The sequence below is a fragment of the Streptomyces sp. NPDC002785 genome, assembly GCF_040295565.1.
GTDB lineage: Bacteria > Actinomycetota > Actinomycetes > Streptomycetales > Streptomycetaceae > Streptomyces.
Genome location: NZ_JBEOVN010000058.1, coordinates 1 through 12,821 on the forward strand (window position 1 = coordinate 1; position 12,821 = coordinate 12,821).

General features: G+C 70.3%; 14 protein-coding genes and 1 pseudogene. 6 read left to right on the forward strand and 9 right to left on the reverse strand.

Features of this window, described 5'->3' with window-relative positions; genetic code table 11:
• From ABTZ94_RS16370 to ABTZ94_RS16395, 6 genes are all read right to left on the reverse strand, one after another.
• Positions 1-317 (reverse strand): RRQRL motif-containing zinc-binding protein (locus ABTZ94_RS16370; RefSeq protein WP_351201605.1); only part of this gene is annotated, 317 nt, incomplete at its 3' end.
• A gap of 5 nt (positions 318-322) precedes the next feature.
• The gene (locus ABTZ94_RS16375) at positions 323-1,180 is read right to left on the reverse strand and encodes a hypothetical protein (RefSeq protein ID WP_351201607.1); all 858 of its coding nucleotides are present in this window, start codon (positions 1,178-1,180) and stop codon (positions 323-325) included.
• Positions 1,177-1,524: a hypothetical protein gene (locus ABTZ94_RS16380; protein WP_351201609.1), complete on the reverse strand. Its 348-nt coding sequence runs from the start codon at positions 1,522-1,524 to the stop codon at positions 1,177-1,179. The genes ABTZ94_RS16375 and ABTZ94_RS16380 overlap by 4 nt, the downstream gene beginning before the upstream one ends.
• The gene (locus ABTZ94_RS16385; protein WP_351201611.1) at positions 1,521-1,826 is read right to left on the reverse strand and encodes a hypothetical protein; all 306 of its coding nucleotides are present in this window, start codon (positions 1,824-1,826) and stop codon (positions 1,521-1,523) included. Before ABTZ94_RS16385 ends, ABTZ94_RS16380 begins: the two co-directional genes overlap by 4 nt.
• 87 nt (positions 1,827-1,913) lie before the next feature.
• A complete protein-coding gene (kilB, locus tag ABTZ94_RS16390; RefSeq protein ID WP_351201613.1) occupies positions 1,914-2,366 on the reverse strand; it encodes a plasmid transfer protein KilB in 453 nt (150 codons plus the stop codon).
• A gap of 507 nt (positions 2,367-2,873) precedes the next feature.
• Positions 2,874-3,590 carry a GntR family transcriptional regulator gene (locus ABTZ94_RS16395; protein WP_351201615.1) on the reverse strand — a complete coding sequence of 239 codons (717 nt, stop codon included), beginning with the start codon at positions 3,588-3,590 and terminating at the stop codon, positions 2,874-2,876.
• Positions 3,591-3,646: 56 nt separating this feature from the next.
• Here ABTZ94_RS16395 and ABTZ94_RS16400 point away from each other — a divergent pair, with 56 nt between their 5' ends.
• The 6 genes from ABTZ94_RS16400 to ABTZ94_RS16425 all read left to right on the forward strand — a co-directional run bounded on the left by ABTZ94_RS16400 (position 3,647) and on the right by ABTZ94_RS16425 (position 10,545).
• Entirely contained in the window at positions 3,647-4,468 is an 822-nt protein-coding gene (locus ABTZ94_RS16400) for a class I SAM-dependent methyltransferase (RefSeq protein WP_351201617.1), read from the forward strand.
• Positions 4,469-4,639: 171 nt separating this feature from the next.
• On the forward strand, positions 4,640-5,746 hold the full coding sequence (gene rlmN / locus ABTZ94_RS16405; protein WP_093899078.1) for a dual-specificity RNA methyltransferase RlmN: 1,107 nt from the start codon (positions 4,640-4,642) through the stop codon (positions 5,744-5,746).
• 232 nt (positions 5,747-5,978) lie between these two features.
• Complete coding sequence (locus ABTZ94_RS16410) at positions 5,979-7,088, forward strand: thiamine ABC transporter substrate-binding protein (RefSeq protein ID WP_351201620.1); 1,110 nt, start codon at positions 5,979-5,981, stop codon at positions 7,086-7,088.
• Between the two features lie 161 nt (positions 7,089-7,249).
• A complete protein-coding gene (locus ABTZ94_RS16415; RefSeq protein ID WP_351201672.1) occupies positions 7,250-8,863 on the forward strand; it encodes an ABC transporter permease in 1,614 nt (537 codons plus the stop codon).
• A 2-nt stretch (positions 8,864-8,865) separates the two neighbouring features.
• Positions 8,866-9,891, forward strand: coding sequence for an ABC transporter ATP-binding protein (locus tag ABTZ94_RS16420; protein ID WP_351201622.1), 1,026 nt, complete (start codon positions 8,866-8,868; stop codon positions 9,889-9,891).
• Positions 9,892-10,098: 207 nt separating this feature from the next.
• Entirely contained in the window at positions 10,099-10,545 is a 447-nt protein-coding gene (locus ABTZ94_RS16425) for an SRPBCC family protein (protein WP_351201624.1), read from the forward strand.
• A 39-nt stretch (positions 10,546-10,584) separates the two neighbouring features.
• Here the strand turns inward: ABTZ94_RS16425 and ABTZ94_RS16430 are convergent.
• The 3 genes and pseudogenes from ABTZ94_RS16430 to ABTZ94_RS16440 form a co-directional block, all read right to left on the reverse strand.
• A pseudogene (locus ABTZ94_RS16430) lies at positions 10,585-10,845 on the reverse strand (LOG family protein); the annotation flags it as partial.
• A gap of 36 nt (positions 10,846-10,881) precedes the next feature.
• Entirely contained in the window at positions 10,882-12,066 is a 1,185-nt protein-coding gene (locus ABTZ94_RS16435) for a hypothetical protein (RefSeq protein WP_351201626.1), read from the reverse strand.
• A complete protein-coding gene (locus ABTZ94_RS16440; RefSeq protein WP_351201628.1) occupies positions 12,048-12,785 on the reverse strand; it encodes an ABC transporter ATP-binding protein in 738 nt (245 codons plus the stop codon). The genes ABTZ94_RS16435 and ABTZ94_RS16440 overlap by 19 nt, the downstream gene beginning before the upstream one ends.
• Positions 12,786-12,821 lie beyond the last annotated feature (36 nt).

Sequence of the window (12,821 nt, forward strand, 5' to 3'; positions counted from 1 at the left end):
TTGTCGTGGCAGGCCACGCACATGCCGAGCGACCGGGGGATGCAGTACCCCCGGTCCTGCCGGCAGACCGGGCACATACGCCGGGCGGCCATCGCCGCGGCGAGTGCCGCCCGTCGTGCCGGGGTCATCGGGCGCACCGGACGGGCCCGGTCGATCCGGTAGAGGTAGGCGATCAACGGGCCCCTGCGGCGGCGGGGGCGTTCGATCTGGGCGGCGACCTCCTGGCCCCCGGGCCGAAGGCCGAGAGCCCGGAGCTGGCGGCGGGTGGCGTAGCCCTCGGGTGCGAGGCGCCATCGGTAGACAGGGGTGGTTGCCATCGAGCTCACCCCGCCAGGGTGGGCAGTTCGGGGACGCCGTGCGGGGGGTTGGCGAGGCGGCCGTAGACCTTGTGGACGTAGGAGGTGGACCGGGTGGATTTCAACGCGGCTTCGGCGATCGTGTCGCCGTCGATGTAGCACTGCCGGATGACCTCGGCGGCCACTGCGGTGCCCAGCCGGGACCCGCCCCGCTGCTCTTCATCGTCCGGGGTGGATGTCGGGGGGACAGCCAGTGGATACACCCGCTGTGCACCGCAGATGACCGGCAGTTCCGCCACCGGTTCGAGCACCAGAGCCGGTCGCGACGTCTCGGGCACGACCGTGGGGGACGCTGCGGTGGATGCGGGGTGGACGGCCGGGGCGTCCACCGGCTCCACCACGGCGTCCACCTGATCGCGCAAGATGGCGATTCGATCAAGGATCGCGCGCCGGTAGAACGTGATCGCCTCGGCCAGAACGATCAGGAGGACAGGGGGGATGGAGTGGAGGACGAGACCGGCCGGGTCGACCTGCCGGGGCACCCCGAACGCGGCTCCGGCGGGCCAGAGCGAGGCCCAGCAGTTCATCAGCCACGTGCCCAAACCGGCGAACCACCGGAGCACGGTGGCCCAGCCGGAGGGCTGTACCCCGTGTTCCGACAGACGGCCGTCCACGATCAGGACCGCACCGAGCGCGACCGCGACCATCGGGTCCAGCAACCACGCGATCCACACGCTGATGTGATGGTCGATCGCGAACAGGGTCACGTTCGTCGCGGTGAACGCCAGCGCGACCACCGCCACCGCGACCAGAACCTTCGTCAGCCCGGACTGGAGAGACTGCAGCGCCGCGATCTGCCGGGCGACGGGAGTAGTCCGCTTCATACCGCGATCGCCCCCACCACGTCCGTCTCCTCGGCGCGGCCCACGAGGACGTGCCCGTAACCGACCAGGTGGACGGCGACACCGTCCACGACTGCGTCGGCACACAGCCACATCAGGGGACCGCCCCCGCACTGCGTCTCCAGGACCACCTGGGCGGGACTGATGGCCAGAGCGGAGCGCCATGCCTCGAAGTAGCCCAGGTCGTCGTGGACGGACAGCTCCACCCGGTTGGGGTAGATCCTGGAGACCGCCGCGTCGGCGGCCGGCAGGTCGGGGAACCGGTCCGCCAGCGACGCCAGAACCGTGAACGCGGCGGACAGACGGCTCATCATCGGTGCGCTCATGCCGCCACCGCCGAACCGGCCGCGAGGCGCCTGACCGGGCCGCGGCCCGTGCGGCGCGGGCGCCGGCCGTCCGGCACCCGCTTCAGCGGCAGCGTCCGCAACAGCGACTCGGCGTACGCGGCGGTCTCCGGGTCACTCTCGCGGAGCTCCGCGAGTACCTCGTGGGCGACGTCCAGGCGCGCTGCCCGCTCCATGGCGGACTCGACGGCCGAACCGGTGAACAGCTCCAGGTCGATACCGAGCGCAAGCTCGGTGAACTCGGTGGCCGTAACGGCCACGTGACCAGCAACGATGTTCTTCATGGGTCGTTTTCTCCTGAGATGGTTGGACGGCCCGAATGCACCCCCGGAGCGGCTACTCCGGGGGTGCGGCCGTCTGTGCGGGGTGGGTCAGGGGCGGGACAGGACGTACGCCGCGCTGGCGGTCAGCGCGTCGGCTGCGCCTACGGCCGTCTCGCGGCTCGACGCCAGAACCTCGGCGTTCGCGGCGTGGCGCATCTCATACGTGGCGCGGACGGCCGCGTCGATGTCGAGGCGGAGCGTCGGCAGGAGCACCGTGAGTGCGACCTGCGGGGCGGTGATGGCGGAGCGGGTGACGTGGCTTGCCTCGCGGGCTTCGGCCACCTCGGCCGGGGCCGCGCCGGACAGGCGCAGGTCCTCACGCGTCCACATCTTGCGGCGGTGATCCGCCAGCGCGACGCTCAGGTCGCCCAGGGCGGTCATGGCCCGGTCCCGCAGCGCCTGCCGGCGCTGGGCCCTGACCGTGTAGTACTGCTGGATACCGACGACACCGGCACCCAGCACGGTGCCGACGACCGCGACAACAGCGGCAGCGATCTCCATCGAACTCCCCCTCTCGGGGCCGGACTCTCCGGCTCCCCTCAACTCCGCCCGTACAGCCCAGAAGCGAGCCGGACGGGCAGAGGAGGCAACCGGCCGCAGCGTCAGCCGCGGAGTTGGTTGAACATGTGCGTGTCTCCTTCGGAGGCGGCTCCCGTACCAGGTAGAGCCGCTAATCCGTTGTAGGCAGAGACATGACCTTTCGGTCTCGTGCCATCGGGTTGACAAGGGAACCCGTAACCTCCCCCCGACCAACGCGGGGCTCCTGGGTCGTGCAGTTCGAAGCAGCCCAAACAGGGCCCCTCCTGGCGTGGCCGAGCCGCCCCTCTCCGAAAGTTCCGGATCGGGCGGTGGCCACAAGAAGAGACTGGACCGGTGGACCGGTCCAGTCAAGGGATGAGTTTGCTTGCGTCGTTCCCGCTGGATGAATAGATGCTGGTGGGGGGTGGTTTTGGGGTAATAAAAAAAGCTGGACCAGTGGACCGGTCCAGCTCTCTTTGGGCTCGTTGGCTACATCGAGTAGGTGTCTACCTGCTCGAAGAAAGAGGACGGTGTGACGCCTTCCTCGCAGACCAGCGGGCGGCCCTGCTCGTCGTATGCCGTGTGCAGCAGCACGGCTACCGGTGTATTCGGCGGCACACCGAGGCGGTCTGCCTCCGTCTCCGTGGCGAGGCGCACGGTGGTCACGTCCACCCCCTCAGTCGGAGTCCGTCCCGTCTGACGTCGGACGTAGCGCGTTGTCCCCTCGGCGATCGGGGCCGTGTCGGCAAGTCGCGGTGACGCCTCCGCGATCTCAGGAGGAAACCACGCCTCGACGCAGCTATTCGGCGTCCCGTCCGGGAGCTGGAGGATGCGAACGCGCCGAAGCGCCTTCACGTCGGGGGAGAGTCCAAGCGTGGCGGCGACGCGGGCGGGAGGTTCCGCCCAGTCAGGCGTACCGACGCGCTGGAACGGCATCCCGCCCAGGATGCGCGCCGACCCGGCGCGGCGTGCGCCGGCGGGACGTGCCACGGGCGTTTCCGTGACGACGAACCCGGTTCCCTGCTTGGCTACAACCACACCGTCATTACGCAGCACGTCGACGGCCTTGACGGCAGTGGCTCGTGACACATCCCACTGCTCGGCCAGCTCGCGACCCGACGGGATCGTGTCCCCGGGGGCGATCTCACCAGCGGCAATGCGTGCGCGCAGGAACTCTGCGATCTCTTCGTACTTCAGGACTGCCATGGTTTCCCCTAATTCCTGCGCTGGACTGGTCCACCGGTACACACGATACTGCGACCATGTCGAATCTCGAATTGGCTCCCTCCGTGATGCGGTTCTATGGCGAGACGGTCAACGAGGACAGCCGCCTGCGCAGCTCGGCAGACGGTCGGATGGAACTGGTCAGGACCCAAGAACTCCTCCGACGCTTCCTGCCCCCCGCGCCAGCGCGTGTGCTCGACGTGGGCGGGGGGACCGGGATTCATGCTGAATGGCTCGTGAAGGACGGCTACGACGTCGCTCTGGTTGATCCGGTGCCCCGTCACGTTGAGGCCGCGTCGGCGGTGTGCCCAGCGGTCGTAGGCGACGCACGCGAGCTGCCCGAGCCGAACGACAGCTTCGACGTCGTGCAGCTCCTCGGGCCGCTCTACCACCTGCCCGACACCGTCGACCGGCAACGGGCGCTGGCGGAGGCCTCCCGCGTCGCCAAGCCCGGCGGACTGGTCGCCGCCGCCGCGATCAATCGCTATGCGTCGCTTTTCGAGCACGTCACGTACGCCCACCTGCACACCGAACGAATCCGTGCGTCCGTCTCCAAGATTCTGGAGACGGCCGTCTATGACGGTGTGCGGGGATTCACTCTGTCGTATTTCCACCGGGCCGAAGAGCTTGTGACGGAGCTGGTCGCCTCTGGGCTGGAGGGCGTGAAGGTATTCGGCATCGAAGGCCCCGCGTGGTCGCTGGTGAAGGCGGCGGAACAGCAGCCAGGCGAAGGCCCCACGGATGAGCTGATCGCCTCAGCCATGGAGGCGGCCCGCATGGCAGAGCCGTACCCGGAACTCCTCGCCGCCAGCTCGCACCTCTTGGCCGTCGGCACGGTTCCGTCCAACTGCGTCGACTGACGGCCCTGACCTGCGGGCGGAGCTGTGGCGCCGGGCCGTCTGTGGGCCGTCGGAGGGCCGCCGACGACGACCCACAACCACCACCAACGACCGGCACCGTCCGGCCCTGGTGGCCGCTGAGCTGGGCGACGCCCCGGGGCACCTCGGCGTGTCTGCGACACTGGATGGACCATGCCTAAGCCCGGAGAACTCACTTTCGTCGCGCCCCGCGGAGCCAAGAAGCCACCGCGGCACCTCGCCGACCTCACGCCCGCCGAGCGCAAGGAAGCCGTCGCCGCGATCGGCGAGAAGCCGTTCCGCGCCCAGCAGCTCTCCCAGCACTACTTCGCGCGGTACGCGCACGACCCGGCCGAGTGGACCAACATCCCGGCCGGGTCGCGGGACAAGCTCGCCGAGGCGATGTTCCCCGACCTGATGTCCGTGGTCCGGCACATCAGCTGCGACGACGACACCACCCGTAAGACGCTGTGGAAGCTGCACGACGGGACGCTCGTCGAGTCCGTCCTGATGCGCTACCCGGAGCGGGTGACGATGTGCATCTCGTCGCAGGCCGGCTGCGGGATGAACTGCCCGTTCTGCGCGACGGGACAGGCAGGTCTCGACCGCAATCTGTCGACCGCGGAGATCGTCCACCAGATCGTGGACGGCATGCGCGCGCTGCGCGACGGAGAGGTGCCGGGCGGGCCCGCGCGGCTCTCCAACATCGTCTTCATGGGCATGGGCGAGCCGCTCGCCAACTACAACCGGGTGGTCGGCGCGATCCGCCGGCTGACCGACCCGGAGCCGGACGGGCTGGGGCTCTCGCAGCGCGGGATCACCGTCTCCACCGTGGGCCTGGTGCCGGCCATGCTGCGCTTCGCCGACGAGGGCTTCAAGTGCCGCCTCGCCGTATCCCTGCACGCACCGGACGACGAGCTGCGCGACACGCTCGTCCCCGTGAACACGCGCTGGAAGGTGGGCGAGGTGCTGGACGCCGCGTGGGAGTACGCGGAGAAGTCCGGCCGCCGCATCTCCATCGAGTACGCGCTGATCCGCGACATCAACGACCAGGCGTGGCGCGGTGACCGGCTCGGCAGGCTCCTCAAGGGCAAGCGGGTGCACGTCAACCTCATCCCGCTGAACCCGACGCCCGGTTCCAAGTGGACCGCCTCGCGGCCCGAGGACGAGAAGGCGTTCGTCGAGGCGATCGCGGCACACGGAGTGCCGGTGACGGTGCGGGACACCCGTGGCCAGGAGATCGACGGGGCCTGCGGGCAGTTGGCGGCAGCCGAGCGCTGAGGCCACAACGGCCCATGTAACCTGGGCCTGAAATCAACTTCATATTCCGACAGGGGAGCGCCACAGCGCTGAGAGTGCGGCACCGAGAACAGGTCGGCCGCAGACCCTCTGAACCTCGCCCGGGTCATTCCGGGTAGGAAGTTCGGTCATCAACTCATGCTGTTGCGCCCTGCCCGCTTTTCCAGGGGCAGGGCCGCGTCTCTTCCTGGCCAAAACCCAGGAGGAATCCACAATGAGCACCACGCGCAGAACCAAGCAGCTTGCGGCGACGGCTGTCACCGCCGCGCTCGGCGTCACCGCACTTGCCGGATGCGGGAGTTCTGACAAGTCGGACTCCGGTTCCGGCGGTACGAAGAACTCCGGTTCGAAGACCGTGACTCTCGTCACCCATGACTCCTTCAACGCCTCCAAGGATGTGCTCAAGGAGTTCACCGAGGAGACCGGCTACGCCGTCAAGGTGCTGAAAAGCGGCGACGCGGGTGTTGCGCTCAATCAGGAGATCCTGACCAAGGGCTCCCCACGCGGCGATGTGTTCTTCGGCGTCGACAACACCCTGCTCTCCCGCGCTCTCGGTAACGGTCTTTTCACGCCGTACGAGGCGAAGGGCATCGACCAGGTGGCGGCCGGCACCCAACTGGACGCCGAGCACCGGGTAACCCCGATCGACACCGGCGACATCTGCATCAACTACGACAAGAAGTACTTCGCCGACAAGAAGCTCGCTCCGCCGCAGTCCTTCGACGACCTGGCGAAGCCCGCGTACAAGGACCTCCTCGTCACCGAGAACGCCGGGACCTCCTCGCCCGGCCTCGGCTTTCTCCTCGGCACCGTCGCCACCTATGGCGAGAACGGCTACCAGGACTACTGGAAGAAGCTGAAGAGCAACGGCGTCAAGGTCGTCGACGGCTGGGAGCAGGCGTACAACGAGGAGTTCTCCGGCTCCGCGGGCGGCAAGAAGGCCAAGGCCGACCGGCCGCTCGTCGTCTCGTACGCCTCCAGCCCGCCCGTCGAGGTGCTGTACGCGAAGCCGCAGCCGGCCGAGGCCCCGACCGGGGTCGCCACAGGGACCTGCTTCCGTCAGATCGAGTTCGCCGGTCTGCTGAACGGCGCGAAGAACGAGGCGGGCGGCAAGGCCTTGCTGGACTTCCTGATCAGCAAGAAGTTCCAGGAGGACATGCCGCTCAACATGTTCGTGAACCCGGTCACCAAGAACGCGAAGCTGCCAGAGCTCTTCAGCAAGTTCGGCGCGACGGTGGACAAGCCGACGACCGTCGCCCCGGACGAGATCTCCAAGAACCGTGAGCAGTGGGTCCAGTCGTGGTCCTCGCTCGTAGTGAAGTAGCGAAGGCTCCCGTACGCGGAACGGACGCGGGCGGGAAGAGCGAGCACGGGAAGAGCGAGCACGGGGAAGGGCCGCGTGGGAAGAGGCCGCGCGCCCGTTCCGGGCACGCTGACTCCGCGCGCGCAAAGGCGTGGCGCGGGAGCGCGGTGCGGCTCGGCCTGATGGCCGTGCCCGTCGCGTTCTTCGCGCTGTTCTTCGCCTACCCCGTCGCCGCGATCGTAGGTCGCGGGCTGAAGGTGGACGGCGTCTGGCAGTTCGGCCGGATCGGCGAGGTGCTGACCCGGCCGGACATCCGCGACGTTCTCTGGTTCACCACCTGGCAGGCGCTTGCCTCGACCGCCCTGACCCTGCTGATCGCGCTGCCCGGCGCCTATGTCTTCGCCCGCTTCGACTTTCCCGGTAAACAACTGCTGCGGGCGGTCGTCACCGTGCCGTTCGTCCTGCCGACCGTTGTCGTCGGGACGGCTTTCCTTGCGCTTGTGGGACGCGGCGGGTTCCTCGACGAACTCTGGGGCGTACGGCTCGACACCACCGTCTGGGCAATTCTGCTTGCCCATGTCTTCTTCAACTACGCGGTGGTCGTACGGACCGTGGGCGGGCTGTGGTCACAGCTCGACCCACGACAGGAGGAGGCCGCCCGGGTGCTGGGCGCCGGACGGTTCGCCGCCTGGCGGCGTGTCACCCTGCCGGCCCTCGCGCCCGCCGTGGCCGCTGCCGCGCTGATGGTCTTCCTCTTCACCTTCACCTCCTTCGGGGTCGTACAGATCCTCGGCGGCCCGGGGTACTCCACGCTGGAGGTGGAGATCTACCGGCAGACCGCCCAACTGCTCGCCCTGCCGACAGCCGCAGTGCTGACGCTGGTGCAGTTCGCCGCGGTCGGTGCGATCCTCGCCGTGCACGCGTGGACCGTACGGCGCAGGGAGACCGCGCTGAAGCTGGTCGACCCGGCACGGACCGCCCGCAGGCCGCGCGGCGCCGGGCAGTGGGCGCTGCTCTGCGGGGTACTGCTGACCGTGCTCGTGCTGATACTGCTGCCGCTCGGGGTGCTGGTCGAGCGCTCGCTGAGCACACCCGGCGGCCATGGCTTCGACTTCTACCGCGCCCTGCAGTCCGCCGACGCCGGCGGCGGTACGTTCCTGGTCGCACCGCTCGAAGCGATCTGGAACTCAACTCAGTACGCACTGGTCGCGACCGTCATCGCGCTGGTCATCGGCGGGCTCGCCGCCGCGGCGCTGACCCGGCGTGCGGGGCGGCTCGTCCGCGGCTTCGACGCCTTGCTGATGCTGCCGCTCGGGGTGTCAGCGGTCACCGTCGGCTTCGGCTTCCTGATCACCATGGACAAGCCGCCGCTGGATCTGCGGACTTCATGGATTCTGGTGCCGCTCGCCCAGGCGCTGGTCGGTGTGCCCTTCGTCGTACGGACCATGCTGCCGGTCCTGCGGGCGGTGGACGGCCGGCTGAGGGAGGCGGCCGCGGCGCTCGGGGCGTCGCCCCTGCGGGCCTGGCGGGAGGTCGATCTGCCGCTGGTGCGGCGGGCGTTGCTGGTCGCGGCCGGCTTCGCGTTCGCCGTGTCGCTCGGTGAGTTCGGCGCGACGGTGTTCATCGCACGGCCCGACCGCCCGACGCTGCCGGTGGCCGTGGCCCGGCTGCTGGGGCGGGCCGGGGAGCTCAACTACGGCCAGGCGATGGCCCTCAGCACCATTCTGATGGTGGTCTGCGCGGTCTCGTTGCTGCTGCTCGAACGTATCCGCACGGACCGATCCGGGGAGTTCTAGAGATGCTGACACTGGAATCGGCCACAGTTCGCTTCGGTGAGCGGGCGGCGCTCGACACAGTGGATCTGGAGGTCGTCGAGCACGAGATCGTGTGCGTGCTGGGGCCGAGCGGCAGCGGCAAGTCGACCCTGCTGCGGGTGGTCGCCGGACTGCACCCGCCGGACGGCGGCCGGGTGCTGCTGGACGGCGCGGACCAGGCCGGGGTGCCGGTGCACCGGCGCGGACTCGGCCTGATGTTCCAGGACCACCAGCTGTTCCCGCACCGGGATGTCGGCGCCAATGTCGCCTTCGGTCTGCGGATGCACGGGGTGTCGCGGCGCGATCAGGAGCGCAGGGTCGGTGAACTCCTCGACCTGGTGGGCCTGCCAGGAGCCGAACGGCGGGCCGTCGCCACGCTGTCCGGCGGCGAGCAGCAGCGTGTCGCCCTCGCGCGGGCGCTCGCGCCGAGCCCGAAGCTCTTGATGCTGGACGAGCCGTTCGGCCAGCTCGACCGCGGCCTGCGTGAACGGCTCGTCGTCGAACTGCGCACGCTCTTCGGACGGTTGGGTACGACGGTGCTCGCCGTCACCCACGACCAGGGCGAGGCGTTCGCCCTCGCCGACCGGGTGGTGGTGATGCGCGACGGGCGGATCGCCCAGGTGGGCACCCCACGGGAGATCTGGCAGCAGCCCGCCTCCGCCTTCGTCGCCCGGTTCCTCGGCTTCGACAACGTGGTGGGGGCGACGGTGGCCGGCGCGGTCGCCGACACGGTGTGGGGCAAGGTGCCGGTGCTCAAGGGCTCGTCGCAAGGGGCGTGCGATCTGCTGGTGCGCCCGGCCGGGGTCCGGATCGGCTCCCCGGACGGGGGGCTGCGCTGCACGGTCGGGACGCGTACGTTCCGGGGCAGCCATGTCGCCGTACAGCTGACACCGGTGGGCGGTCCGGTCCTGGAGGCGGAGTGCGCGCTGCGGGACGCCCCGGAGGAGGGTGCGACGGTCGGGGTCCGCTTCGACGCGGCGGAGACCGTCGTCCTGCCCGCCGTCTTCTGACCGGCTTCGCACGTCCGGCGCAGGGCACGGCCACGTTCACTTGACCGGCGCAGCCGTGTCCGACGATCCCGCATGCCGTTTCCCGGCGTTCGAAAGTGCTGGAGCGGCCCGGACCGATCACACGCGGCGGGTCTGCGCCGTGGTGTCCGTGCAAGCTGGAGGAGGACACGCGGCAGATCCGGAACGACTCCGAGAAGGACGGGAACAATGACTGAGTCAGCACGTGAGGGCATCGACATCACCCGCATCCTCGACGCTTCGCGGGAACTGGTCTTCGAGGCCTGGACGACGCCCGAGCACTTCGCCGCCTGGTACGGCGGGGACGCCGAGGTGCCGCTCGACCGGGTGTCGTTGGATGTCAGGCCGGGCGGCGCCTGGAGCCTGGTCATCGTGGTGCCGGGCACCGAGATGCCCTTCCACGGGGTCTACCGCGAGGTCGTCGCTCCCGAGCGGCTGGTGTTCACGCTGAAGGACGCCGCCGCACCCGCCGACATCGAGGGCGAGACCGTCACCTTCACCGACCGCGGCGACAAGACCACCGAAATGGTCTTCAAGCAGCGCGGCGGCAATCTCACGGCCGAGCAGTACGCGGCGGCCGAGGACGGGTGGGAGGCCTTCTTCGACGCGCTCGTGGCCCGTCTCGCGTCCCTCTGAACCGGCCTCGGCCTACCGCTTCGCCGACAACCGGGCGAGCTACTCGGGAGCCTCGTCCACCGTGCCGACGAGCGCGATACGGGACTCCATCGGCCGGCTGTCGGCCGGCGTGCGCAGCAGTGGCCACGCGGGCGGCTCCCGCGTCGAGTGGGCGCGGCCGACCAGCACCACCGGGGTCGGCCTGCCGCGGGAGCCGTAATAGTTCGGCGTCGCGTTGTCGAAGATCTCCTGTACGGTGCCGGCCGCGCCCGGCAGGAAGATCACGCCCGCCGTGCAGCGGGCGAGCAGCCCGTCCTGGCGGCCGGGGTGCACGGGCGTGGCCGGGACGCGGCGTCCTCAGGCCGTCAGCGGCAGCGCCGCCAACTCGGCGACCAGCCAGGTCAACGGGACGAAGACGACCAGCAGCGCGGCGGCGCGCAGGGCCGTCGCGGCCCACAGCGCCGAGGCCGGGGCACCCAGCCGCAGCAGCGCCTGCGCCGTCCGGGAGCGGTCCTGCTTGGCCTCAAGTGCCGAGGTCAGCAGCGTCGCCGACGTACAGCCGAGGACGAGCACCGCGCCCAGTGCTGTGAGCGGGCCGAAGGGACGCGGCCCCGTCCCGTACAGCGCGTGGGCGGCGATCACCGCGGAGAGCACCGCGCAGACCACACCGAGCGGCCCGCCGATCCGGCGCGCCTCGTCCATCAGCACCCGGCCGGCCAGCAGCCGTACGGCGCCGGGGCGCACCGCCTGCAGCAGCCGCCCGCAGAGATACGCCAGGCCGGGTCCGGCCATGGCCAGGCCGATCGCCGTCAGCGTCCACCCCGCCAGCACTCCGGCCGGGGTGGCGTCGAGCCCGCCGGGGAGGGGGAGCAGGCCGCGCCCGTCGTCACGGCTCAGATACGTCTCGACGGCGAGGCCGGTCGCGGTCAGCGCCACCCCCCACGGCAGCCCGGTCGGGGGCGCCGCCGGAGCGGGCGACCGGTCCTCCGGCGCGTCGTCCGAGGAGATGTCGTCCGGGACCGTTGTCGAGACCGGCCGGGTGCGCAGCGCCAGCCCGCTGGCCGTCGCCGCGGCCACCGGGACCAGGGCCAGCAGCACGAGCACGGCCGCGAGCGGCAGCGGGGTGTCCGCGTCGAGCAGTCCTGCCGCCGCACCGTCGAACGGCAGCCCGGACAGATTGCCGCGCAGATGCAGGAAGAACAGCAGCGCCACCATCGACCCGAGGGTGCAGGAGACGGCTGTGGAGACCGCGGCCAGCACGGTGAGCCTGACCGGCCCGAGGCCCATGGCGGACAGCCCGGAGCGCGGCCGGGTGCTCGGGTCCGTACGGGCCACCGCGACCGCGAACTGCACGGTGGCGGCGAGCGGTACGAGGCACCACAGCAGCCGCAGCACGGCCGCGGTGGAGTGCGCAGGGTGCCCCGATGCATAGCCCAGGGCGCACAGCAGCAGGAAGCCGACCCCGGCGGAGGCGGCCGCGACCAGCAGGCGCCGCATCAGGACCAGCGGATGGGAACCCCGGGCTAGACGGAGAGCGAGCACGCCGCCCTGCCCTCTGCATCGGATACGGCGGGCAGGGCGACGGTGGCGACGGGGCGGCCGTCCAACAGCGGGACCGTACGGTCGGCGAGGGCGGCGACCTCCGCGTCGTGGGTGGCGAGCACGACCGTGATGCCGTGCGAGCGGGCCGCGCTCGTGAGGGTGCGCAGCACATGCGTCCGGTCGGTGAGGTGCAGGGTCGCGGTCGGCTCGTCGGCGAAGATCACCGAGGGTGAGGCGGCCAGCGCACGGGCCACGGCGATCCGCTGGCGCTGCCCCTGGAGCAGAGTGTGCGGTCGCTGCTTGGCGCACACGCCGATGTCCAGCCGCTCCAGCCACTCCAGGCCGGCCTTCTTCGCCTCCCGGTGCGAGGCGCCGCGCAGCAGCAGCGGAAGAGCCACGTTCTCCCAGGTGTTCAGCTCCGGTACGAGCTGGGGCTCGGGGGCGATCCAGCCGAATTTGTCGCGGCGCAGCCGTTCGCGGAGCCGGGGGCCCATGGTGTGGACGGGGATGCTGTTGAACCACACCTCGCCCTGCTGGGGCACCAGTTGACCGGAGAGGCAGTGCAGCAGGGTCGTCTTGCCGCTGCCCCTGGGGCCGGTCACGGCGAGGATCTCGCCGTCGCGGACACCCATGGAGACTCCGCCGAGCGCGGGTGAGCCGTTGTGGGAGTGGTGCAGGGAACGCGCCCAGATCACGTCGTTGTCCGGCGGGGCCGCCATGGCGTACACCTCGGTTCAGATCGTATGTCCCGTCCC